General features: G+C 56.7%; 22 protein-coding genes. 12 read left to right on the forward strand and 10 right to left on the reverse strand.

The features are described from left to right. Entirely contained in the window at positions 1 to 1,479 is a 1,479-nt protein-coding gene (locus BMY03_RS08800) for a TnsD family Tn7-like transposition protein (protein WP_094010835.1), read from the forward strand. On the opposite strand, the gene BMY03_RS08805 is transcribed toward BMY03_RS08800, so the two are convergent. Further along, on the reverse strand, positions 1,451 to 2,374 hold the full coding sequence (locus tag BMY03_RS08805; RefSeq protein WP_094010836.1) for a TniQ family protein: 924 nt from the start codon (positions 2,372 to 2,374) through the stop codon (positions 1,451 to 1,453). The two genes, BMY03_RS08800 and BMY03_RS08805, sit on opposite strands and share 29 nt — an antisense overlap. A 173-nt stretch (positions 2,375 to 2,547) precedes the next feature. Here BMY03_RS08805 and BMY03_RS08810 point away from each other — a divergent pair, with 173 nt between their 5' ends. From BMY03_RS08810 to BMY03_RS08820, 3 genes are all read left to right on the forward strand, one after another. Continuing rightward, positions 2,548 to 3,018: an antitoxin Xre/MbcA/ParS toxin-binding domain-containing protein gene (locus BMY03_RS08810; protein WP_177182896.1), complete on the forward strand. Its 471-nt coding sequence runs from the start codon at positions 2,548 to 2,550 to the stop codon at positions 3,016 to 3,018. 144 nt (positions 3,019 to 3,162) lie between these two features. After that, complete coding sequence (locus BMY03_RS08815) at positions 3,163 to 3,495, forward strand: DUF2790 domain-containing protein (protein ID WP_094010837.1); 333 nt, start codon at positions 3,163 to 3,165, stop codon at positions 3,493 to 3,495. Positions 3,496 to 3,630: 135 nt separating this feature from the next. Beyond that, positions 3,631 to 3,819: an AbrB/MazE/SpoVT family DNA-binding domain-containing protein gene (locus BMY03_RS08820; RefSeq protein WP_094010838.1), complete on the forward strand. Its 189-nt coding sequence runs from the start codon at positions 3,631 to 3,633 to the stop codon at positions 3,817 to 3,819. A 105-nt stretch (positions 3,820 to 3,924) separates the two neighbouring features. On the opposite strand, the gene BMY03_RS08825 is transcribed toward BMY03_RS08820, so the two are convergent. The 6 genes from BMY03_RS08825 to BMY03_RS08850 all read right to left on the reverse strand — a co-directional run bounded on the left by BMY03_RS08825 (position 3,925) and on the right by BMY03_RS08850 (position 8,883). Then, complete coding sequence (locus BMY03_RS08825) at positions 3,925 to 4,380, reverse strand: DUF411 domain-containing protein (protein ID WP_094010839.1); 456 nt, start codon at positions 4,378 to 4,380, stop codon at positions 3,925 to 3,927. Next, the gene (locus tag BMY03_RS08830) at positions 4,370 to 5,152 is read right to left on the reverse strand and encodes a c-type cytochrome (protein WP_094010840.1); all 783 of its coding nucleotides are present in this window, start codon (positions 5,150 to 5,152) and stop codon (positions 4,370 to 4,372) included. Before BMY03_RS08830 ends, BMY03_RS08825 begins: the two co-directional genes overlap by 11 nt. A 10-nt stretch (positions 5,153 to 5,162) precedes the next feature. Continuing rightward, positions 5,163 to 6,278, reverse strand: a complete 1,116-nt coding sequence (locus tag BMY03_RS08835) for a copper resistance protein B (RefSeq protein ID WP_094010841.1) — start codon at positions 6,276 to 6,278, stop codon at positions 5,163 to 5,165. Further along, positions 6,268 to 6,591 (reverse strand): hypothetical protein, encoded by a 324-nt coding sequence (locus BMY03_RS08840; RefSeq protein WP_081951427.1) that lies wholly within the window; start codon positions 6,589 to 6,591, stop codon positions 6,268 to 6,270. The genes BMY03_RS08835 and BMY03_RS08840 overlap by 11 nt, the downstream gene beginning before the upstream one ends. A 14-nt stretch (positions 6,592 to 6,605) precedes the next feature. Then, complete coding sequence (locus BMY03_RS08845; protein ID WP_094010842.1) at positions 6,606 to 8,495, reverse strand: copper resistance system multicopper oxidase; 1,890 nt, start codon at positions 8,493 to 8,495, stop codon at positions 6,606 to 6,608. A 181-nt stretch (positions 8,496 to 8,676) separates the two neighbouring features. Then, positions 8,677 to 8,883 (reverse strand): co-regulatory protein PtrA N-terminal domain-containing protein, encoded by a 207-nt coding sequence (locus BMY03_RS08850; RefSeq protein WP_094010843.1) that lies wholly within the window; start codon positions 8,881 to 8,883, stop codon positions 8,677 to 8,679. Between the two features lie 165 nt (positions 8,884 to 9,048). On the opposite strand from BMY03_RS08850, the gene BMY03_RS08855 reads away from it, so the two are divergent. The 7 genes from BMY03_RS08855 (at position 9,049) to BMY03_RS08890 (ending at position 18,301) form a co-directional block, all read left to right on the forward strand. Next, the gene (locus tag BMY03_RS08855; RefSeq protein WP_019470283.1) at positions 9,049 to 9,726 is read left to right on the forward strand and encodes a heavy metal response regulator transcription factor; all 678 of its coding nucleotides are present in this window, start codon (positions 9,049 to 9,051) and stop codon (positions 9,724 to 9,726) included. After that, on the forward strand, positions 9,726 to 11,132 hold the full coding sequence (locus tag BMY03_RS08860; RefSeq protein ID WP_094010844.1) for a heavy metal sensor histidine kinase: 1,407 nt from the start codon (positions 9,726 to 9,728) through the stop codon (positions 11,130 to 11,132). Before BMY03_RS08855 ends, BMY03_RS08860 begins: the two co-directional genes overlap by 1 nt. A gap of 470 nt (positions 11,133 to 11,602) precedes the next feature. After that, positions 11,603 to 12,853 (forward strand): TolC family protein, encoded by a 1,251-nt coding sequence (locus BMY03_RS08870; RefSeq protein ID WP_094010846.1) that lies wholly within the window; start codon positions 11,603 to 11,605, stop codon positions 12,851 to 12,853. Further along, entirely contained in the window at positions 12,850 to 14,310 is a 1,461-nt protein-coding gene (locus BMY03_RS08875) for an efflux RND transporter periplasmic adaptor subunit (RefSeq protein ID WP_094010847.1), read from the forward strand. The genes BMY03_RS08870 and BMY03_RS08875 overlap by 4 nt, the downstream gene beginning before the upstream one ends. After that, positions 14,307 to 17,465 (forward strand): efflux RND transporter permease subunit, encoded by a 3,159-nt coding sequence (locus tag BMY03_RS08880; protein ID WP_094010848.1) that lies wholly within the window; start codon positions 14,307 to 14,309, stop codon positions 17,463 to 17,465. Before BMY03_RS08875 ends, BMY03_RS08880 begins: the two co-directional genes overlap by 4 nt. Further along, positions 17,462 to 17,815, forward strand: coding sequence for a copper-binding protein (locus BMY03_RS08885; protein WP_094010849.1), 354 nt, complete (start codon positions 17,462 to 17,464; stop codon positions 17,813 to 17,815). Before BMY03_RS08880 ends, BMY03_RS08885 begins: the two co-directional genes overlap by 4 nt. A 159-nt stretch (positions 17,816 to 17,974) precedes the next feature. Beyond that, on the forward strand, positions 17,975 to 18,301 hold the full coding sequence (locus BMY03_RS08890) for a four-helix bundle copper-binding protein (protein ID WP_371928162.1): 327 nt from the start codon (positions 17,975 to 17,977) through the stop codon (positions 18,299 to 18,301). A gap of 582 nt (positions 18,302 to 18,883) precedes the next feature. On the opposite strand, the gene BMY03_RS26475 is transcribed toward BMY03_RS08890, so the two are convergent. The 3 genes from BMY03_RS26475 to BMY03_RS08905 all read right to left on the reverse strand — a co-directional run bounded on the left by BMY03_RS26475 (position 18,884) and on the right by BMY03_RS08905 (position 22,142). Beyond that, positions 18,884 to 19,279, reverse strand: a complete 396-nt coding sequence (locus tag BMY03_RS26475) for a hypothetical protein (RefSeq protein WP_230384856.1) — start codon at positions 19,277 to 19,279, stop codon at positions 18,884 to 18,886. 355 nt (positions 19,280 to 19,634) lie between these two features. Continuing rightward, positions 19,635 to 20,309 (reverse strand): heavy metal response regulator transcription factor, encoded by a 675-nt coding sequence (locus BMY03_RS08900; RefSeq protein WP_013974882.1) that lies wholly within the window; start codon positions 20,307 to 20,309, stop codon positions 19,635 to 19,637. Between the two features lie 489 nt (positions 20,310 to 20,798). Then, positions 20,799 to 22,142 (reverse strand): OprD family porin, encoded by a 1,344-nt coding sequence (locus BMY03_RS08905; protein WP_094010851.1) that lies wholly within the window; start codon positions 22,140 to 22,142, stop codon positions 20,799 to 20,801. A gap of 402 nt (positions 22,143 to 22,544) precedes the next feature. On the opposite strand from BMY03_RS08905, the gene BMY03_RS08910 reads away from it, so the two are divergent. After that, positions 22,545 to 23,816, forward strand: a complete 1,272-nt coding sequence (locus tag BMY03_RS08910; RefSeq protein WP_094010852.1) for a TolC family protein — start codon at positions 22,545 to 22,547, stop codon at positions 23,814 to 23,816. Positions 23,817 to 23,885: the final 69 nt, after the last annotated feature.

The raw sequence follows: 23,885 nt of genomic DNA on the forward strand, positions 1-23,885 counted from the left end.
GTGGCTAACCTTCTGTTCTTTCCCCAGCCGTTTCCGGATGAGTCGCTCTATAGCTTGGCCGTGCGCTATCACAAGCTAGCGGCGAATCAGGGATATCGAGTGACCAGCCAAGAGCTCTTTGACAGCTACTCGCGTACCTGCGGTTCCATCCTGCCGTGCTGCTTAGGGGCTTTGTCTGAACGTCTCAGAGGCGCCTTCTCCATTGGAGAGCTGATCGAGCGCTTCACGCTTTTACCGCTTTTTCTGCCTTTTTTGGATGAAGAGAAGGGCCGCTATGCTGCCGTTCTAATGGGAGGTAATCGAGGTACAGGCCTCAAGATGGCATTGGGCATTACAGCATCGCGTTTCCTCCAACACGCCTCGTTTAGGTATTGCGAGAGCTGCGTCAGAGAGGACATTCTGGCGTGCGGCTCAGCTTATTGGCATCGTATTCACCAAGCTTCGGGCACTTGCATTTGTCCACGCCACAGCGAAGTACTACAGGCGATAAGATTCCCCGAAGGGTCAGATTGGCGTTGTATGTCGCTTCCGGGGGAATTTGCTGGAACGCCGGTTATGGACTGTGGTGACCACAGCGGAGCCGTTGCCATTGCCCGCATGCAGCTATGGGGGCTAGACCATCCCGATGAGATGAAAACGATTCTGGCTGGAAATTTGCTCAGGAACCGTTTGGATGAGATGGGTTTTATCAAGTCTGGACGAATTAGAGAGCAGATGCTGAGAGATTTTTTAACCAGGCGACTTCGGTGCAGTCCTAGCGCCGCCGAATTTGAAGAGATGGTTCGATCCGCTGCCTGGGTCTTTCAGATAATGCGGCGACAAGGTCGAACCGTGCAGCCCTTCAAGTTCTATTTCCTCTGCTGGCTCCTTGATCTGGAGCTGGAGCACCTGAAGACCTACCGTCTAGAGGCCGATAATCGCGCTGGTGTTGTTGTCCGGCCTGATGAACCGAATAACCTCATCCCTGACGATGACCTTCACGTCCGGCGGATAGCTTTTGCAAAAAGTACCAATCTCAAATGTCATGACAAGCCGGGTTATCAGTGGTTGTACCGCCACGACAGGGAATGGTTGGCCTGTTATGTTGCTGCGAACCGCTACCACAGAGACCGAAGAATTTTGATCGATTGGCAATCCAGGGACTCGGCCCTTGCGTTGGAGCTCGCTAAAGCGAAGACGATCATTCTTTCTGTAGAGGGAAAGCCTCAGCAGGTCACCCGCGCTGCTCTATGTAGGCGTGTCGTAAACGCTCATGCTTTCCTCAAGATGCCGGACCACTTTCCGATGAGCACTAGGTTGATGGCGGGTTTACTTGAGTCTACTCATGACCACCAGCTACGTAAAATCCGGTGGGCAATTCGAGAATACTCGCTGACTGAAAACTGTGCGATGAGTGTTCTATACCGTTATGCAGGAATAAGAATATCTCGCGTGTCCGAAGATGAAGTCTTTACGCAGATACGTGACGATATGGATTAGTTTTCATGGCTTCGTGCAAAAGTTTAGTGTATGCGACTCTTTTCTTTTCTCGCAGCAGCTCTTGCTCATTTTTATTATTTAGCAAGTTGAAATACTTTTCAGCGGTGTGGCATCCCAGAAACACATAGATAGGATATTTGTCGCTGGTAGAGATACTGGCATGGGTGAGTCTCGAAATTATTCCCATTTCTTCGTTGATCAGTTTGGAAATATTCAGCTGGGTTTTTTCGAACGCGCTCATTCGATTTATCATGAGGCTTGCATATGCGACAAAGTCTGCCATTCCATCCTTGATCATCGGGCCGCGATAGTCCAAAAGGTCTGCGACAAATTTGGCATACATATGACGGTTTGATCCGAATTCTCGCTTTTGACGTCTTGACCATGTGTTAAGCTTGCTGCACTTGGCTAGGTGATTAATTTCGTGCTTTCTCATTGGTATTGAGCAGGTCGGGCACGTCTCGATTAGAGCGCAGGCATGAGTACTGCACACCTGTACGGAACCCAATACGTGTCTGCGATGAATATACGGGCTTCCGCAATTATCCAAGTCTTCGCGAACACAATCTGGACAAACCTTTTCCCAAGTTTTCGGTGTGACGATTGCGGTCGCTCGATGTCGCCCGAGGGCAGCTATCATAGGATACAAAGTGTGATTGCTTAAGGCTAGGTCCGAAATCTTGTGCTCGTCTAGCAGCTTTGGGTAATAGAATTCTTGATGCGGCCGCCACTCTGTTTGCAATCTCCCCAAAGTCTTATTAATTCCGAACCCGATACGAGGTTTCGCTTTTATATAGAAATCTTCAGTTTTCAACGATTTAATGCCTAGGAGCTCATTGCCACGCTTAAGCGCAGATGCGATATATTCTCCAGGTAATGGTGTGAAAATTTTCATACAATGATGTTCTGGAAGACGAGTGGTATGGCATTTTAGTTAGAAGACACCGGCACTGCATACACATTAGTGATCGTTTTGGGCTAAGGTGTGAAGGTTAAAGGGCGTCGGGCGTGCTTGGGAATCAAAATCGATCTAGTCTGGCAGCCAACGCACAAGAGGAGGTCGATGCAATGAATCCTACAAGCACGCCCCCACCTGTTGAATCGCAGGCTTTTGCACCAACGTTCCACTTGATTCATACCGACCCTGATGAGTTGAGCCAGCTGGAACTCCTGCGTCTTGTCCAAACAGGATTTTTTTTCAGCGACGTGAAATGCATGGTCGAGTCCTCAAGCCTATTCAAGGCTCGTAACCTTGTCAGGCGAATCACAGGAAGATCGACCAGAAGCGTTCACCGTCTGAGCCATTCCGTTCAGGCCCATCGCCTGGATGCCCAGCAGAGCGCGGTGGCGTTTCAATATGCGAAAGGACTGGAGCTTGCGTCGAAGGTATTTGGCTCTCAGATGCTCGCGGAGCAGTGGCTTTGTCGGCCGTGCGGCCGTTTGATGGGGTTTGTACCCTTCGAGATGCTCGACACGTCGCTCGGATTCAGCGTGGTAGCGGACTATCTTGAGCGCCTTCGCCTGGGTGTCTATCAGTAGTGTGCCTGATGGGGAATTGGTATGCCGTGAAGACGCAACGCTACCTCCCTATGCAAGCCGGACTTACAACCTTGTAATCCCCGTATCACTCAATTGACAGCGACAAAATCCTAATCTTCAGTCACGTCTATTGGAGTGATTGAAATGAAAGTCATCAAAAGTATCGCGGCCATCCTGGCCATAGTGGCCTCCTCAACCGCGCTCGCCGAAGGAGGATCCGACCGTCTATACGGGAAGATGATTCAGGCCAATGAGCAAGCTATGCGAGCTTATGCAGCCGCCAATGATAAGAAGCCACCGGAGGTGATCCATTATCGCTACGGGATGCGGCTCGACGTGGCGAGAGTAATCAGCATGACATCGACCAAGGCGAGCTGTGACGTGATGCCAGCACAGATGAACTACGAGGATTCCAATGGAGACCTGAAAATCCTTGAGTACCGGACCGCTGGTATCGGTTGCCGGGGCCAGAACTGAGCACGGATCAAGCGGGCAGGATGCACGCTGATAAAGCCGGATTGAAGCGTCGATTCCGGCGATTGATCGCCTGGTTACCGGCTTTCATGACTGGTGGAGTACGATGAGGATTGGTAGCTCAGGCAGGAGAGCCCAATGACTGAATCAGCGAGCACCACGGTTAAGTGCCTTGATCCCGGCGACGGCTCCGGCGATGTGATTGTGGAATTACCCGACGACATTCTGCGCGAGCTCGGAGTCACGACGGGCGACAGGCTCTCCATCGAGCTCATCAACGGCGATATCGTGCTCAAGCCTGTGCGCGAGCGCCGTGAATCTGATTAGCTGCCCTTTGCAAGCACTCTGTCTCGTCATGTTGAGCTGATGAAGCCTTTCCAGCGGGGGTACAGAGGACGGCGTCAGCCTACCGCCGTCCTCATCGTCGGTGCGTTATTTGGCTGGATAGTTGGCGACTACTAGGTCCTCGCCGCTTTTGGTTAACCCAATGACTTGGTAGGCATGGCTTACGCCATCAACCTCCATGCCTGGAGATCCAGCTGGCATTCCTGGTACGGCGATCCCGACCAGATCGTTCCGCCCCCTGAGTTCTCGAACCTGTTCAGCTGGCACGTGGCCTTCAACAAACCTTCCGTCGATCACAGCTGTGTGGCAGGACGCTAACCGTGGCGCTACGCCCAGCTTCTGTTTCACTGCACTCATGTCCGTCTCAACATGGTCGGTCACTTTGAAACCATTGGCTTCCAGGTGCGCGATCCATTTCTTGCAGCAACCGCAGTTCGCGTCTCGGTGAACGTCGATGGACAAAGGCTCGGCAGCGTAGGACGCTGAGGTCACCAGCAGCCCAGCTATAGCGGCTAGACGAACGAGTATCCGGTTAGTTGGCATGAGTGTGCTCCTTACCGTCTTTGTGAACATGCGTCTTTGGCGACGATTTCGGATGGGCATCCGAATGGGCTTCGGCCGCATTGTGGTCACCATGATGATCTGCCGCTTGGGCGGCGCCTGCGGGTGCAGCTCCATGGTCGTGAGCTGCCTGGGCATGATCGTCGTCTGCCGCTTCGTCGTGATCACCATGCTCGGCTTGACCGCTCCCGCCGTGCTGGCCCTCATGGTTATGCATATCGCTTTCACCGCCGCCGTGCTGGTGGCCACCGCTCGTGGCCACCAAAGCTTTGTACTGTTCGGGATTCATTTGGGGAAGTTGATCCAGGAACGCGACGATTCCCCAGATGTACTCGTCACCCATGCTCTTGCCCCAAGCGGGCATGCCGGTGGCTTTGATGCCGTGCTTGATTGTCCAGAATGCGGCAGCCGGATCGTCTCCGACACCCACCTTGGTGAGGTCAGGTGGCGACGGGTATAGCGCTTGGCTAAGTTCTGTCTTCCCAACGCCAGGGGCGAGGTGGCATCCAATGCACATGGCGTTGTAGTTGCCTGCGCCTGCCTTGATCAACGCAGCGTCCTTCAGGTCAGGCACTTCAATGTCTCGCGCTCGAACCTCAATCGAACGGTCGCGAGCCATCGCGAGAAACGAATGGACAGCCGGGAAGTGAGGATCATCGGCGCCGACATTCACCAAGCCGAAATACGCCGTGCCCAGTACCGCAGCACTTCCGACAGCACCGGCCACAAGCAGCGTTGTAATTGTTCTTTTCATGTTGGAATTCTCAGAACCACATCCTGATACCGGCAACGAAGCGTGCCTCATTAACGTCTCCACCCTCGTCTCGGATGAAGTCAGCGGTGTTGCCGTAGGAGCGGCTCCAGGTAACGCCTATGTACGGGGCAAACTGGCGGACAATTTCATACCGTAGACGCAGCCCGACTTCGGTATTGGCCAGACCCGAGCCAACACCGCGCTCAGGATCGTTCTTGCCATAGAAGTTCGCCTCAGCCGTGGGCTGCAAAATCAAGCGATTGGTCAGCAGGATGTCGTATTCGCCTTCAAGACGCGCAGCAGTCTGGCCGTTTTCGCCGATGAACGCCGTAGCTTCGGCCTCGAAGTCATACAAGGCCATGCCCTGAATACCAAAGGCTGCCCAGGTCTGCGGTGATTCCGGTTTGAAATCCTGACGGACCCCGGCGACCACGTCCCACCAAGGACTGACCGAGCGCCCGTATAGCAGTTGCAGCTCAGCGTCTTCGGTTACCCCGTTGGTGCGCTCGCCTTCCGAGCGAACCCAGAGTCGATTGATGTCGCCACCTACCCAGCCAGATGCATCCCAAGCCAGGGTGCTGCCCTCATCGGCGTCCTGGTATTCGAGCTGGTCCAACAGGAAGAAGCTGTTGATTCCGCTGTCGTGCACCTGGTGGCCACCCAAAGGGGGGAAGGCTGCCTCGCGATCGGCATCAGTGAGCACTGGAATCGGCGTGCGGCTCGTTGTGGTCGGAGAAGTCGCTGAACCATGATTCATCTGGGAATGGTCCATCCCCTTCATCGAACCGTGATCCATGCCTTTCATGTTCCCATGGCCCATTTTGCTGTGGTCCATCTTGCTATGGTCCATCGGGCTGGATTTGCTCTGGCTTTGAGCATGCCCCATCTGGCTGTGATCAACAGGGGCAGGCTGTTTCTGCTGTTTGCTCATCCCCATCTTGCTGTGATCCATCGCCGGCATCGATTCGGACGGAGCAGCATCCATTTGCATGGAACCGTGCCCCATTTTCGAATGATCCATGCCCGATTGATCCATTTCTTCAGCGGCGAAGCTGGGCGTTACGCCCAGCATGCCGATTGAAACAGTCAGGGCCAGCAGCGAAGGCCGCCCAAAGCTATTGGCCATCTTTCCCTGCCTTAGCTTTGTCGCTGCCGTGCGATTCCATCATTTTGTCGTGGTCCATGCCTTCCATCGAGCCATGATCCATCCCCTTCATCGAGCCGTGGTCCATACCTTCCATGGAACCATGATCCATGCCTTCATGGTTCATCCCCTGGCCCTGCTTGTCCTGCGAGCCTTTGGCTTTACCGGCCTCGGTGGATTTCTGGGAATGCTGATCGTGGTTGTCGCTAGACCACGACGACGGGGCATAAACAGCCAACATGCCGACCATCGCAGCAGAGAGGAAAAAGGCGCTTCGTTTCATTGGTTTGCTCATCTCAAATCTCCAGTTCATTCGTCCACACGGACTTCTCGGAACATGCCCATTTCCATGTGGAACAGTAGGTGACAGTGATAGGCCCAACGTCCCAAGGCATCTGCGGTGACGCGATAGCTTCGTTTTGAGCCAGGTGGCATGTCGATGGTGTGCTTGCGAACCATGAAGTCGCCGTTCTCGTCCTCCAGATCACTCCACATACCGTGGAGATGGATGGGGTGAGTCATCATGGTGTCGTTGACCAAGGTGATGCGAAGACGCTCGCCATATTTCAACCGCAGCGGTCCAGCGTCGGAGAATTTGATACCGTCGAACGACCATGCGAACTTCTCCATGTGGCCGGTAAGGTGCAGTTCGATTGTGCGTCCAGGCTCTCGACCATCGGGATCGATGAAGGTGCTCCGCAAATCGGCGTAGGTCAGCACTCGGCGCCCGTTGTTGCGCAGGCCAATTCCCGGATCGTTCAGCTTCGGGGTCGGCGACATGGTCTGCATATCGACCAACGGGTTGTTGGTCTCGGAAGTCGGATGGCTCTGCATTGCACCGCTCATGCCGGCCATGCCTTCATGACCCATCCCAGCCATCTTGCTGTGATCCATGCCGGCCATGTTGCCGTGATCCATTCCAGCCATCTTGCCTTGGTCCATGCCGGCCATGCTGCTATGGTCCATTCCAGCCATCTTGCTGTGGTCCATGCCGGCCATGTTGCCGTGATCCATTCCAGCCTTCTTGCCTTGGTCCATGCCAGCCATGCTGCCGTGATCCATTCCGCCCATGCTGCCGTGGTCCATGCCCATATCGCTCATGGCGATGATCGGGCGCGGATCTACCTCCGGCACGGGCGCTTGCAAGCCTTCACGAACCGCCAGAGTGCCTCGGGAATACCCGGTACGGTCCATGGATTGCGCGAAGATCGTATAGGCCTGCTCGTTTTCAGGTTCGACGATGACATCGTAGGTTTCCGCAACGGCGATCCGGAACTCATCGACCGATACGGGTTTGACGTACTGGCCGTCGGCAGCCACAACCGTCATCTTGAGCCCAGGAATCCGGACATCGAAATAGGTCATGGCCGAGCCGTTGATAAAGCGCAGGCGGATCTTCTCGCCGGGCTTGAAGATACCCGTCCAGTTGCCGTTCGGAGCCTGGCCGTTCATGAGGTAGGTGTAGGTATACCCGCTCACGTCAGCGAGGTCGGTGGGGCTCATCTTCATTTCAGCCCACATCTTCCGATCCGCTACAGCGGCCGACCAGCCTTTCTCGCTCACATCGTCAACGAAGTCGCTAACTGTGCGCTTGTGGAAGTTGTAGTAGTCAGATTGCTTCTTGAGTTTGGAGAGCACTCGCGCCGGGTCTTCATCCGTCCAATCGCTGAGCATGACGACGTAATCACGGTCATACACAAACGGCTCCGGATCCTTGGCATCGATCACCAACGCCCCATAGACCCCGGACTGTTCCTGGAGGCCTGAGTGGCTGTGATACCAGTAAGTGCCGTTCTGGTGGACCTTGAATTTGTATTCGTACATGCCATCTGGAGCGATGCCGTGGAAGCTCAAGCCCGGCACACCGTCCATGTTGGCGGGCAGGATGATGCCGTGCCAGTGAATGGAGGTGTCCTGTTTCAGCCGGTTGCGTACGCGTAGCGTCACGGTGTCGCCTTCGCGCCATCGCAGGATCGGCCCTGGCACGGAGCCGTTGATGGCCATGGCCGTGCGAGCTGCACCCGTGATATTGACGGGGAGTTCGCCGATATACAGATCGAAGTCAGTGCCGCTGAGCACGTTCGGTTGGCCAGGGCTGGTCACGGCCCAGACCGGCGCGCGCCACATGCCGAGCCCACCCAGAAGTCCGGTAGCGGCCAGGCCTTTGACGAAAGATCGTCTCGTGGTTTTGCTTTGCATGCCGTTGCGTCCAGTCAGGTAGATCGCTGATATCCAGGCTGCTCGATGGCGCAGCCCTTGGGTTCATTGGAGCTCTCACCAGTCTCGTAGACTTTCGCCACTACGCGAGGCTGATGAGAGGCCGTAGTCTGAAACTGCCATAGTTCAGATTCCGGGATGATTACTTTTCTGTAAGCTAGGATCAGCAGCTTTCGTGGCCCGCGTGCTTGCTGGACTGGGCGGCGAATGGCGCCTGCTCTTTCTTCTCCTGCGCAACCTGGGAGGCCTGCATGGAGCTTTGGAGAGCCGCTTCCATCCGTGCAAAGGTCCGGTCCGCGCCGCCCTCTGCCAGGGCGATGCCTGCCATGCCGAAGGTAACGACCATCACAATTGCTTTGACCATGTTCATCTGGAGATCCTCAGTGGGTTCTGCGCCTCATGGCGTCAGGTACAGGGTCAAGTTAGCCTCGCGGTGCTGTCAGAAAACTGATCTCGACATTACTTTTCAGTCAGCTTCTGGTTGGGCGTCTTTTTTCCTGCACACTGGAGATGCACCCCGCGTGGATGAGAGCAGATGAAATTACTCGTAGCCGAAGATGAGCCGAAAACCGGTGTCTACCTCCAGCAAGGCCTAACAGAAGCTGGCTTCACCGTTGACAGGGTGATGACAGGCACTGACGCCCTGCAACAGGCGCAGAGCGAAGCGTATGACTTGCTGATCCTCGACGTGATGATGCCGGGGCTCGATGGCTGGGAGGTCCTGCGCAAGATCCGTGCAGCGGGTAAGGATGTACCGGTCCTTTTCTTGACGGCCCGTGATGGCGTAGACGATCGCGTGAAAGGTTTGGAGCTGGGCGCTGATGATTACCTGGTGAAGCCCTTTGCGTTCTCGGAGCTGCTGGCTCGGGTTCGCACGTTGCTGCGCAGAGGCAACGGTGGTTCTGCTCAAACCACCATGAAGATGGCAGACCTTGAGGTAGACCTGCTCAAGCGTCGAGCTACGCGAAACGGCAAGCGGATCGACCTTACTGCCAAGGAGTTTTCCCTGTTGGAGTTGCTCATGCGCCGACGCGGCGAGGTGCTCCCAAAGTCGCTGATCGCTTCTCAGGTTTGGGACATGAATTTCGACAGTGACACCAACGTGATCGAGGTCGCGATTCGCCGACTGCGGGCCAAGATTGATGACGACTTCGCGCCAAAGCTCATCCATACCGCCCGAGGCATGGGCTACATGATGGATGTGCCGGAGTGATGCGCCCGCAATCATCGCTCGTCAAGCGACTGACCCTGATGTTCATGTTCGCGGTGACTGCTGTCCTGGTGGTTGCCGGCGTCGCTTTCTACGGACTCAGCCAGCACCATTTCCGGATGCTGGATGAGCAGGCGCTTTCTGAAAAGCTGGCGTCAACGCGTCATATCCTTTCCATCTCAGCAGCGCGAGGCGGGCTCGACGATCAGGAGCAGCAGCTGCGGGCATTGCTCGGCGCACATCAGGATCTGTCAGCGAAAATCACCAAGGCTGACGGTACGGTCCTTTTTTCAGACCCCAAAGCCTCCCAAATTCCTCAGCGGTTCGAGCAGGCGCATCGGGGTGCGGTCTGGGAATGGCAGGATGAAGCGCAGAACTTCCGCGGCATTACCGCCCAGCTGACCATAGTAGGCGAGCCTGAACCGGTGACGGCCGTGCTGATGCTCGATGTCACCACTCACGCCCATTTCTTTGTCACCCTGCAATGGTGGTTCGGCATCGGCCTGCTTATCAGCGCGATTGTGAGCGCAGGTTTGGGTTGGGTCGTGGCCAAGAGTGGGCTTCGGCCTGTCGGGCAAATCACCAAAGTGGCCACCGGGATGTCGGCTAGATCGCTCCGCGAGCGCATTCCCCTGGAGCCCGTACCGCTTGAGCTTCAGGAGCTCATCCTGTCTTTCAACGGGATGCTGGGACGATTGGAAGATGCATTCGTTCGGTTGTCCAACTTCTCTGCCGATATCGCTCATGAGTTGAGAACGCCAGTCAGCAACCTTCTGACCCATACCGAAGTGGTGCTCACCAAGAAGCGTGACTTGGATGCCTATGAGGAAAACCTCTATTCGAACCTGGAAGACCTCAAGCGCATGTCGCGCATGATCGACGACATGCTGTTCCTCGCCAAGGCGGATAACGGTCTGATCGTCCCTGAGCAGATTGATGTGGAGCTCTCCGACCTCGTATCCAAGCTGTTCGAGTACTACCAGTTCCTGGCTGAGGATCAAGGCATCCAGCTGACCCTGCACGGGCAGGGTAAGGTTCGTGGCGATCGCCTGATGATTGACCGAGCGCTTTCCAACCTTCTATCCAACGCGTTGCGCTACACGCCGGAAGGCAACGAGATATCAGTGCAGATCGAGCAGACGCCTGAAAGCGTGACGCTTTCCGTGCGTAACAGCGGGGTAACCATCGATCCCCAGCACATTGGCAAGATCTTCGACCGATTCTATCGAGCCGATCCAGCCAGGCGCGAAGGCGGCCCAAGCAATGCAGGCCTGGGGCTGTCGATAACCCGCTCTATCATCGAGGCTCATAGCGGACGAATCTGGTGTACATCAGCGGAGGGTGTCACAACATTCTTCATCAGTCTCCCAGCCTCCAAGCGGTTGGTTAGTGCAGCCCCAACCCCTTAATGCTGAACTCATCCCGGTAACCTATACTCGCCCATCATGAATCGGTTCATTCGACTGCTCACCATCCTGATGCTTATCGTGGCGCTTCCGCTTAACGGGATGGCGGGCATCGATTCGGCGACTGAACCCTGCCCAATGCAGGCGATGGGCATGGAAATGATGGCGGGCATGGACCATGACTGCTGCCAGGACCAAGACCAGGGTAAGACTGGCGACCATGCCAAATCCTGCAAGGTCGGCCAGGAGTGCAGGACTGCCAGTACCGTACAGCTCAGCTTCCTGACGCCTGGGCTGACTTTCGCCAAGCCACGACCTGCCGATACCTACGCGGTAGGCATAGCGACAGGCTCTCCCCCCGATCCATGGCGGCCTCCCCGCGTCTGATTCCCTCTTAATTTCACACCGTCGTTCCGCCTAGCAGCGGGGCGATGGCACGCGCCTGGGCGCTGATCTTTCGAGGAATCATTTTCATGACTCCCCAACGTTTTCAGGGACGGATAACCACGGCCGTCCTTTCCATACTGCTGCCGGCTGTCTCGGTACAGGCTGCAACGCTGTCGCTGGATGAGGCGCTGCAACTGGCTGAACGCAACGCTCCCTCTCTACAGGCCCGCCAGGAGCAGGCATCAGCTGCGCGCAGCGCAGTCATTCCAGCGGGCGAACTACCCGATCCGCGCCTGAATCTCGGGGTACAGAACCTGCCGATTGAAGGCACCGACCGCTGGAGCATGAACAGAGACTTCATGACCATGCAGGTGGTTGGCCTGTCCCAAGAAGTACCGAACCGGGACAAACGCAAAGCTCGCATAGAGACAGCGCAGGCCACGGTCGAGCGAGCCGATGCCGAGGCGATTTTCGAACGCTTGAAGGTAAGGGCGGCAACCGCACAGGCTTGGGTTACTGCGTACACCGTGCAGCGAAAGCTTGAACAGTTCGACGCCTTCTACAAAGAAAACCAGCTGCTGGCTTCCACGGTGCGGGCCCGCCTGGCCGGAGGCGCAGGCTCCAGCGCCGATACGCTGGCTCCCAAGCAAGAAGCCGCGCAGTTGGACGAGCAGAAAGACGTTCTGTTGAGTCAGTCAGCTCAGGCGCGAGCCGCGCTGAAGCGCTGGATTGGGCAGGACGCCGAAGTGGGCGCGCCGACCTTCCCTGTCTGGCGTGTAGACGCAGCTGAATACTTGCACTCCGTCCATGCCCATCCGGAGCTCAATACCTACAACGCCATGACACGCGAGGCTCAAGCCGAGGTACATCAGGCTCAAGCGGAGAAGAAATCGGATTGGTCCTGGGGGGTGGATTATCAGCGCCGTGGTCCGGAATTCAGCAACATGGTCAGCCTGCAAGTCAGTTTCCAGTTGCCGTTGTTCACCAGCTCACGGCAAGACCCGATGATTGCGGCACGACGCGCACAAGTTCGACAACTGGAGGATGAGCAGGACGCTGCCCTGCGCGAGCATCAAGCCCAGCTTGAAACAGACCTTGCCGAGTACCACCGCTTGCAACGGGCAGTGCGGCGTAGTCGCGAAACACTTTTGCCCCTGGCCGAGGACCGGGTACGCCTCGCTCTGGCGGACTACCGCGCCGGTAAGTCGCCGTTGAGTGAAGTGCTGTCGGCACGCCGGCAGCGTGTGGAAGCACTGCTACAGGATGTGGACCTGCAAGGACAGTTGGCGGCAACAGCAGCGCGTCTGCATTTCGTTTATGGAGAGGTGCGGGCATGAGGAATAGGTCGATTGGTTTGCTCGTGGCTGCTGCCCTCGCTATTGGGATAGGCGCGGGCTTCTGGCTAGGTGGAAGAGGTGCGTATTCCCCATCGCAGCCAGTGGGTGAGCAAAAAGCGCTGTACTGGTATGACCCGATGTATCCCCAGCAGCACTTCCCGGCGCCCGGAAAATCGCCGTTCATGGACATGCCGCTCGTGCCCAAGTATTCGGATGACACGGCTGGCGAGGAGCAGCCTGCGGTTCAGGTCTCGGCTGGGCTCCAGCAAAACCTTGGGATTCGATTGGCAACGGTGACGGCTGGCCGGCTAGAACGGACCCTGAGTGTGAGCGGCGTTCTGACGTTCGACGAACGCGACTTCAGCGTATTGCAGGCCCGGACTGGCGGCTACGTCGAGCGCGTCTATGGTCGAGCGACGGGGGACATCGTTGCCAAAGGCGCTCCACTAGCCGATGTGCTGACCCCGGAGTGGGCGGGTTTGCAGGAGGAATACCTGGCGCTGCGGCATTCCGGCGACGCGCAGCTGACGGCGGCGGCACGACAGCGGCTCGTGCTCGCCGGCATGCCGGCCGACTTGATCAACCGGGTCGCGAGCACTGGGAAGGTGCAGCTCTCTGTCACCCTCTCCGCACCCACTGCCGGTGTAATCCAAGCTCTCGATTTGCGAGCCGGCATGACGCTGACGCCGGGGGCCACCTTGGCGAGGATCAATGGAGTGGCCAACGTCTGGCTGGAAGCGGCTGTGCCGGAAGCCCAGGCTCAAGGTCTTCGCGAAGGCCAGCCTGTGCAGGCGCAATTGCCAGCGTTCCCAGGCGATCCCGTACCGGGCAAGTTGACCGCGTTGCTCGCCGATGCCGATTTGCAGAGCCGCACGTTGCGCCTGCGTATCGAGTTGCCCAACCGAGATGGGCGGCTTCGTCCTGGGATGACCGCTCAAGTGGCTCTCCATCCCGGCGAGCCTACCGAGCAAAGCCTCTTGGTGCCTGCCGAGGCGGTCATTCGCACCGGCAAGCGAGATCTGGTGATGCTGGCTGAAGACGGTGGTCGCTTCCGGCCGGTGGAAGTCGTGTTGGGCCAGGAGAGCAGAGGGAAAGTTGCGGTGTTGCAGGGCCTTGAGGCAGGACAGCGCATCGTCGCGTCCGGGCAATTCCTGTTGGACTCCGACGCTAATTTAAAAGGCATCGAGGCGGCGACGGCGCAGGATAGTCAGCCTAAAGCGGGGCCAGCCCTGCATGAAGCGAATGGCCGTGTCGTGCAGATAGACGGAGCCCAGCTCACCGTTGCCCACGGTCCTTTCATCACCCTGGACATGCCCGGGATGACCATGACCTTTCCTGTGGCTGATCAGTCTCTCCTTGATGGCCTCAAGGTCGGTGCGCAGATTCGCTTTGGCATACGCGAACGCGACGAGGGCATGGTAGTTGAGCAGATCAACGTGGTGGAGGGCCAACCATGATTGCCAAACTGATCCGCTGGTCGGTAGGCAACCGTGTGCTGGTGCTCCTCGCCACGCTGTTTCTGGTGGCATGGGGCTTCGTCTCGATGCGTAGCCTGCCAATCGACGCCTTACCCGACCTGTCGGACGTGCAGGTGATCATCCGCACGCCCTACCCAGGCCAGGCTCCCCAGATCGTTGAGAACCAGGTGACCTATCCGCTGACCACCACCATGCTCTCGGTTCCGGGAGCCAAAACAGTACGTGGTTTCTCCGCCTTCGGTGACAGCTTCGTCTACGTGCTGTTCGAGGACGGCACCGATCTGTATTGGGCGCGCTCTCGGGTGCTTGAGTACCTGAGTCAGGCGCAATCGCGATTACCTGCGGCAGCCAAGCCGGTACTGGGCCCGGACGCCACCGGAGTGGGCTGGATTTATCAGTACGCGCTGGTCGATCGCAACGGCGGCCATGACCTGTCGCAACTGCGCAGCCTGCAGGACTGGTTCCTGCGCTATGAGCTCAAGACCCTGCCGGACGTCGCTGAGGTGGCCACCATTGGCGGTATGGTCAAGCAGTACCAAGTCGTCCTCGATCCGCTGCGTATGGCCAGCCTCGGTATCACCCAGGCTGAGGTGGTGGAGGCTATAGGCAAGGCCAACCAGGAGACCGGTGGCGGTGTACTGGAGCAAGGCGAAGCGGAATTCATGGTACGTGCGGCCGGCTACCTGCGATCGCTGGATGACTTCAGAGCGATACCCCTGCGACTGGCTACCAAGGGCGTGCCGGTGACATTAGGCGACGTCGCTACGGTGCAGATAGGTCCGGAAGCCCGCAGAGGCATAGGCGAACTGGACGGCCTCGGCGAAGCCGTAGGAGGTGTGGTGATCCTGCGCAGCGGGAAGAATGCTCGTGAGGCCATCGCGCACGTCAAGGCTAAGCTCGAAACCCTGAAGAAAGCCCTGCCAGCAGGGGTGGAACTTGTCACCGTCTACGACCGCAGCCAGTTGATCGACCGTGCCGTGGAGAACCTCAGTCACAAGCTGATCGAGGAGTTCGTGGTAGTGGCGTTGGTATGCGCAGCCTTTCTCTGGCACCTGCGCTCGTCATTGGTGGCTATCGTTTCGCTGCCCGTGGGAATCCTGATAGCGCTGATCGTCATGCGTCATCAGGGCATCAACGCCAACATCATGTCCCTTGGCGGAATCGCTATTGCCATCGGTGCAATGGTGGACGCTGCCGTGGTCATGATCGAGAACGCCCACAAACGTGTTGAGGCCTGGCATATCCGGCATCCTGGTCAACCTTTGCGGGGAGAAGCGCATTGGAAGGTAATGACGGAGGCGGCCGTCGAGGTAGGACCGGCACTGTTCTTCAGTCTGATGATCATCACGCTATCGTTCATCCCGGTGTTCACGCTGCAAGCTCAGGAGGGTCGCCTCTTTGCACCCCTGGCCTTTACCAAGACCTACGCGATGGCAGCGGCGGCTGCGCTATCGGTGACCCTGATACCGGTGCTGATGGGGTACTGGATTAGAGGGCCACTACCTGCGGAACAGCGCAACCCGCTCAACCGGGGCCTCATCCGGCTGTACCGTCCAGCATTGGAGGTCGTCCTGCGCCGGCCTCTGGTTACCCTCGCTGGAGCATTGCTCATCCTGCTCAGCAGTCTGTGGCCCTTGAATCATCTTGGGGGCGAGTTCCTTCCTCCGCTCGATGAAGGTGATCTGCTCTACATGCCTTCAGCCTTGCCTGGACTCTCGGCACAGAAAGCTTCAGAGCTGTTGCAGCGAACGGATCGTCTGATTCGAACCGTTCCCGAAGTGGCCAGTGTCTTTGGTAAAGCTGGCCGCGCCGAGTCAGCTACCGACCCGGCACCGCTGGAAATGTTCGAGACCACCGTTCGGCTCAAGCCCAAGAGTGAGTGGCGTCCTGGAATGACCACGGAGAGGCTCATCGAGGAGCTTGATCGCACTGTGCGTGTGCCTGGGCTGACCAACATCTGGATCCCGCCAATCCGCAACCGCATCGATATGCTGGCCACCGGCATCAAGAGCCCAATCGGCGTAAAGGTTGCCGGAAGCGACTTGGACCAGATAGACCGGGCTACGCTCGCTGTGGAGCGGGCAGCGAAGAAGGTGCCTGGAGTGACTTCGGCGCTGGCGGAGCGTTTGACTGGCGGTCGCTACATTGATCTGGATATCGACCGCCATGCCGCAGCCCGTTACGGTCTGAACATTACCGACGTACAGGCCATCGTGGCCGGCGCCATTGGTGGCGAAACCATTGGGGAAACGGTTGAAGGCTTGGCTCGTTATCCCATCAGCTTACGCTATCCACGCGAATGGCGTGATTCGGTGGAAGCGCTGCGTCAACTGCCGATCTACACCTCGCAGGGTGGCCAGCTGACGCTCGGCAGCGTGGCCCGCATACGTATTGCTGATGGCCCGCCAATGTTGAAGAGCGAGAATGCTCGCCCCTCGGGCTGGGTGTACATCGATGTGCGCGGCCGGGACCTTTCGTCTGTTGTCGCAGACCTACGTCAGGCGATCGACAGCGAGGTAAAGCTCGATCCAGGCATGAGCTTGAGCTACTCCGGGCAGTTCGAATACCTGGAGCGGGCGAACGCCCGTCTGGCCTGGGTGGTGCCGGCGACGCTGGCCATCATCTTCGTGCTGCTCTATCTGACTTTTGGCCGCCTCGGTGAGGCGCTGCTCATCATGGGCACGTTACCGTTCGCGCTAACCGGAGGCGTTTGGCTGCTGTACCTGCTGGGCTACAACCTGTCGGTGGCCACAGGCGTTGGCTTCATTGCCCTGGCAGGCGTAGCGGCGGAGTTCGGAGTGATCATGCTCATCTACCTGAATAACGCTTGGGCTGAGCGTCAGGCCAACGGCGAAACCACACGAGAAGCGCTGCTCGACGCAATCCGTGAGGGCGCGGTGCAACGCATCAGGCCCAAGGCAATGACTGTGGCGGTCATCGTTGCAGGCCTGCTGCCCATCCTCTGGAGCAGCGGTACCGGCAGCGAGGTCATGAGCCGCATCGCGGTGCCCATGGTGGGCGGCATGCTCACCGCCCCCTTGCTTTCCCTTTTTGTAATCCCTGCGGCGTACTGGCTGATCCGTCGCCGCGAACTTGCTGTAACTACCCCCAACCTCTCAGGAAAAATCCAATGAAAAAGCTAATTGTTATCGCAGGCCTGGTCACAGCTTTCGCCGCCAGCGTGCAAGCCCAGGACATGAACGGTATGGACATGAAGAAAATGCCAGCTTCCGCCGAGGGTGGCCAAGGCAGCCAGGCGGCACCCACTGCGCATGCTGAGGGGACAATAAAGGCGCTGGATCCTCAAAGCGGGAAAATCACCTTGGCGCACGGCCCGGTAGCAGAGCTCAAATGGCCGGCGATGACCATGGGATTCCAAGCTGAGCCTGCGCATTTGAAGGGCTTGAACGTAGGAGACAAGGTGAAATTTGGGTTCCGTATGGAAGGAAGCACCGCGAGAATCGTGAGCGTCCAGAAACAGTGATTATCCAGCCTTAAATGATCGGGCAGGCCTTCACACGAGATAATTCGGACAAGCTTACACAAATGTAATCAATCTTCAGGACCCCGTCAGGTCGAACGCTACATACCGTCATGAGACGGTACGTTGGCATCACATCCACCCGATACCGGAGATATGACCATGAACAGTCGCTTTGAAGAATGTATCTCGGAATGCCTGCGCTGTGCGCTGGCCTGTGAAGGCTGCGCGTCAGCCTGCCTGCAAGAACAGGACGTAAAAATGATGGTTGACTGCATCAAGCTGGACAGGGATTGCGCAGATATGTGCAAGCTTGCCGCTACCTTGATGGCACGAGAAAGCGTGCTCGCCAAAAAACTTTGTGCCCTATGCGCCAAAATTTGCCGAGCCTGCGGAGAGGAGTGCGGTAAGCATCAGGCAGACCACTGTCAGCAGTGCGCACAGGCCTGCATGACCTGCGCAGAATCCTGCGAAGCAATGGCTGCGTAAGCGAATCTCGCCTAACCTCCGCCTGCTTTCCACGCGCCTCATAAAGGATTTGGGTACGTCGATAACCGTCGTGCCTAGGGGCGACGGGTAGATCGCTGATGGGGAAGTGCCCTGGCAGAGCCTAGCTTGGGCTAGCCAACCAAAGGCGCTGGTTTACAGATCTGGTAGCAAAGAAGCCCGCCTGGGCGGCGGGCTATCAGATGTCTCCAAGGGGAGGCTGTAGGCCAACAAGTCTCGGAGCAAGCACTTGCAGGATACGCCTCTTGGCTCACGCCCACCAGCCAGCTTCGGCCGGAGCGAATGGTTCTACGTTGAGGGCATTGGAAGCGGCTTATGTAGGCCTGTCAATTGGCAGGGCAATCCGCAAAGACAAAGCAGGCCGATTATCCCCAGGCGGTATACCCCCAGGCAGAGTCAAAGGCAAAGCGAGGGGTGAAATCTAGCGGGTACCCCCATTTGAGGGCAGAATCACCAGCTTCGCCTACGTTGCACTGGGTTGAGGGGGCTGTTTGAAACTGCTACCTAGCGCGACAGCGACCATCGCCGCCATGAGCAAGTGCATCACAGGTGCGCCTTGAGTACTCAGCACAAAGGCCATAGCAAACGGCCCCGCGGCCTGCACCAGGAGCATTGGGCGAGCCAATGCTCCCATGCGTGCGCGATACCCTTGGGGCCAAACAGCACCAGAGGCAAGATGCCTCTTGCAATAGTGAGAATCCCGATGCCGGCGCGATACAGCGCTGCTGTAGGGAATGCCAGCGAAGGCACGCCAGGAATGAATAAGCAGATGCCGATGAAGCTCACCAACACGCCGGCACGGGCCGACCAGGTTGGGTGAAGATGCCGAGCAAGCGAGAACTCCAATACTCTGGCCACCACCTGGGCCGGCCCAATGACCATCCCCACGGCCAACACCGTGACCGTTGGAAGGCCAAGTTCCTTGAGCGAGGTGAGAAGATGCACAGAGAGGGTGGCCATGACGAAGGCAATGACCGTCAGCAGCCCCGCAACGAGCCAGAAAAGCCGGTGGCCGCCATCATCGTTGAGCGGCGACTGAGCTTCCTGCTTGGTGCTGTAGTCGGGAGGTTAACCTCATCGCCGGCACACGGTATCAGAGGTAAGCCTGGTGGCTGTTGAAGACAATGTCAGCTGAGCGTGCGTCAGCTCTGGCATAAGCTTGGCCTTCCGTTACCTGTTGATAATCTATGCTATACCTCATGTCCAGCACACCTCATACGTTTAGTGAGGAAACGCGCGCTAAGGGTCAAAAACAGTATGGCTCGACTTACATGCATGATCACTGGCTCTATTTTCATGACTAAGTAGCGGGCGATCAACGCTTCTCAAGCACATAGCCCACACCTCGAAGCGTATGGATCAGCTTCGTCTCGAAAGGGTCATCGATCTTGGCTCTAAGTCTTCGAATCGACACTTCTACAACGTTTGTATCGCAGTCGAAGTTCATGTCCCAGACCTGTGAGATGATCTGTGTGCGGCTGAGCACCACGCCGGTGTTGCGCATTAGGTAGTGCAGAAGTGCAAACTCTTTCGTCGTCAGATCAATACGCTGGCCGTCCCTGAAGGCCCTGTGACGGCTCTGGTCTAGCTCCAGGTCAGCGACACGAATAATCTCCACAGATGCAGGGTGTTCAGACCTGCGCATTAACGCGCGAACCCGGGCTAGCAGTTCTGGGAACTCAAATGGTTTGATCAGGTAGTCATCTGCACCGTTCTCCAGACCCCGGACCTTATCTGCCAAACGACTTCTCGCCGTGAGCATCATGATGCGTGAGGGGCAATTCTTACGCCTCAAAAGCTCAAGTACCTGCCACCCATCCATTTCTGGCAGATTGATATCAAGAATAATCAACTCGTATTCGTGTTGCTTGGCTAGGAATAGCCCATCTGACCCGGTATGCACGCAATCGACGACATAACCGCATTCTGTAAGGCCTTGACGCACATATTCCGCAGTTTTTACTTCGTCCTCAATTACCAGAATTCGCATGGGATTTTGTCTCGATATCACTGAGAAATTAACCGCGCACGCGCGCCGGAATTATTGAAAAGAATGGTAAATCAAAATGAGCGGGGCGGGGCCTAAATAACGGATTTGTAATTTCCAGGTAATATGATTGATAGTCTGGAGGTATATCTTTTCGCGGTTTGGGTTTGACAGGTGCAGGGCCTCTCTCCAATAGGTAATTTGACCTTATTAAGTATGGGGTTGTTTTCTTCTTTGTGTTGACTTTGTTCCGTTCAGATGACGGCGAAGTTACTCATGTCGAGGAAACTGGTCATTGGTGCAGCCATGAGTTTCACCGGCATGCAATGCGTACACTCGAACGGTTGATTGAATTTTAGGTAAAAAAAGGCGCCCAAAGGGCGCCAAATATCCACCTTTTACCAAAGGAGCACTTAAGCCACTCAAGGTGAATTCGTAATGCACATTTTTCTGAAGAGACCAGTTTACGAATAAACTGATCCCCTTAGAGAATCACAGAATCGAAAGCGGGTACTCAATGATCACACGAGTTTCATCCAGATCCGATTCGAATGCAGTGGCACGCGTGGTGGCCTGGCGCAACCGGAAGGACAGGTCTTTTGCTGGACCGGTTTGCACGACATATTTAACCTCTACGTCACGTTCCCAACGTTTCTGATTGGTGAGCGGATCACCGTTGGCGTCGGTGCGCATGTAGAACTGGTTGGCGTTCGAGTAGTCTGCGCCCGAGCCTCTGGCGTAGCGGGTCATGAACGTCAGACCAGGAATGCCGTAGCTGGTGAAGTTCAGGTCGTAGCGCAGCATCCAGGAACGCTCTTTCGGCGAGTTGAAGTCGCTGTACTGGATAGAGTTGTCGACGAAAATCGAGTCTGACTGACGTAGGTAGTCGAAATCATCGTCGCCGTTGTTGCGTTGGTGCGACAGGGCCAGGGTGTGAGCGCCGTAACGGACACCGACCTTGGCACTCCAGATATCGTTGTCAAACTCGCCTAGGCGCTGCTTCCCTTCATCCACGGCTTTGTAATAGTTGAAGCCGCCAATCAGCGCAAGGTCGTCGTTCAGTGGATAGGCGAAGCTGGTGCCAGCGTAGTACTGGTTCCAGACTTCTTTCAACTGACTGGCGTATACGCTCAGGGTCCAGTTATCGTTGATCGCGTAATCACCGCCACCGTAGCCTACCCAAGGCGAGTTAACCGGGCCACCGTAGAAAGTTGCGAAGTTATCATTCAGATTGCTGGAGACCGGCTGGCTCATCGCATGCAGTCGGCCACCCTGCAGGGTGAGGCCCTGGATGCTGGTGTTCTCAACGGTCACACCGCGGAAGCTTTCAGGCAACAGGCGCGAGTCGCCTGATGCAACAACTGGCGTCGACGGGAAAACATCACCAACTTTCACGACCGTATCAAACAAGCGAACTTTAGCCGCCCCGCCAACCTTGGTGTATTCGTCGCGAGCTTCGCCTTTGTTATCAACAGGCATCACGTCGAATGAACTACGACCGCCGTTGCGCCCGTCACCAGTATCGAGCTTAAGCCCGATCATGGCAAAGGCGTCAACACCAACGCCGACCGTCCCTTGGGTAAAACCAGAGTTGAATTTGGTGATGATCCCGTGCGCCCAGGCCTCGGAGTAGCCATTGGTGTTGCCCTTGCCGCTGTTGTAAGTGGGGGCCGAGCTGTCGCGGTTATCACGATTGAAATAGAAGTTGCGGTTGAGCACTGTAAGGCTGCTACCTTCGATGAAACCTTCGGGCTTATCTTCAGCTTGAGCAGTAACTGCATAGCTTCCAGACAGCGCCGAAACTGCCGCCAAATACAGTGGTACTTTGATTTTCATCCGATGCTCCTTTGATTTACGGCAGTTTTTATTATGTTTTCCGGCGCGGGTGTCGTTATAAGCTCTGAGCCGGCGGCGCGCCTCGCGTAGCGCCGAGCTCATATTTGCAGGCGGAAGATAACGGGATGGTGATAGGATAATTACAATTTCGTCATCTGGTCGTTATTTTGGTCATTGACGCCGCATGCTAGCCATCTCTCGCGTTCGCAATGAAATTCGATGGTTCGACTGTGTCATCAGCGTTTTCGGGCATTACAAGCTTTTCTTACGAAATTGTAATTTTCTAGCCACCCCTCTGATAGCTAGCGCTCTTTAGAGTGCCATCACCTAATCCAGTGGGGCTTGGCAGCTATTTCGGCGTTCTGGCCAAGCTAACGAAGTTTGTGCACGAGGACCAACAAAGTGCTCCGGTATAACCGCAATGTCTTATCCAAGACCTACATCTCACCGTGGAAAATTGCCGCTCTCTATGCGGTGATTTCCGGGTTGCTGGCACCCACTGCATTTGCCCAAAGCATCAGCTTGCCCCAAGCGCTGTCGACGGCAATGGATGCCAACCCAGACCTCGCGGCGGCACGTCAGGAAATTGGCATCGCGGACGGTGCGCGCAAGCAAGCCGGGCTGATTCCAAATCCCGAAATCTCGTATGAGATGGAGGACACACGGCGTAACACCAGCACAACTACCGTTACGCTAAGTCAGACCTTGGAGCTCGGTGGTAAGCGGGGAGCCCGCGTAGATGTCGCCACATACGGCCAGAGTGTTGCACAACTGGAACTGGACCGACGCGTGAATGGTCTGCGTGCAGACGTCGTGCAGGCGTTTTACGCTGCATTACGAGCCCAAACCGGACTCGACCTCGCTAAACAATCCCTTGAACTTACTGAGCGCGGCCTTCGCATTGTCGATGGTCGAGTTCGCGCAGGTAAATCTTCACCTGTGGAGGCTACCCGCGCCCAGGTTCAACTGGCTGAAGCCCGGTTGCAGGTCCGTCGCGCCGAAACGGAAAAAGCGAACGCTTACCAGCAACTCGCCCAAGTCACGGGGAGTTCTGTGACCATATTCGATCGCCTTGAATCACCAACCTTGTCTCCTGGCTTGCCGCCGCGCACTGAAGAGTTGCTGGCAAAGCTCGATCAGACTCCGGAAATGCGCCAGGCAGTGGTGCAGATTGATAAGAGCGATGCCTGGCTTGGCGCAGAAAAAGCTCAGCGTATTCCAAACCTCACGGTAAGCGTGGGTAGCCAGTACGACCGCTCGGTGCGCGAGCGAGTCAATGTCGTTGGTCTGTCCATGCCTTTGCCGCTGTTTGATCGTAACCAAGGCAACATTCTTTCCGCTTCTCGACGTGCCGATCAGGCCCGCGACCTGCGTAACGCTGTCGAGTTGAGACTGCGCGCCCAAACCCAAACCGCGCTGAACCAGTGGTCCACCGCCATGCAAGAAGTTGAGTCCTACGACAAGACCATTCTGCCCTCAGCCCAGCAGGCCGTGGATACCGCAACCCGCGGATTCGAGATGGGGAAATTCGGCTTTATCGAAGTACTGGACGCCCAGCGCACCTTGATCCTTGCTCGTGGCCAGTATCTCGACTCGCTGGCAGCGGCGACCAATGCGCGTGCGCAAGTAGAAAGGGTTTATGGCGAAGTCGGCTCGACCGCCGGCGCGCGCTGAACGGGCCATACATTTTTCTCGGCAGTCGGCGTTTAAACATGCCGGTGCCTACGATCAGCAGGAGTAGCA

It is taken from the genome of Pseudomonas soli (assembly GCF_900110655.1).
Classification (GTDB): domain Bacteria; phylum Pseudomonadota; class Gammaproteobacteria; order Pseudomonadales; family Pseudomonadaceae; genus Aquipseudomonas; species Aquipseudomonas soli.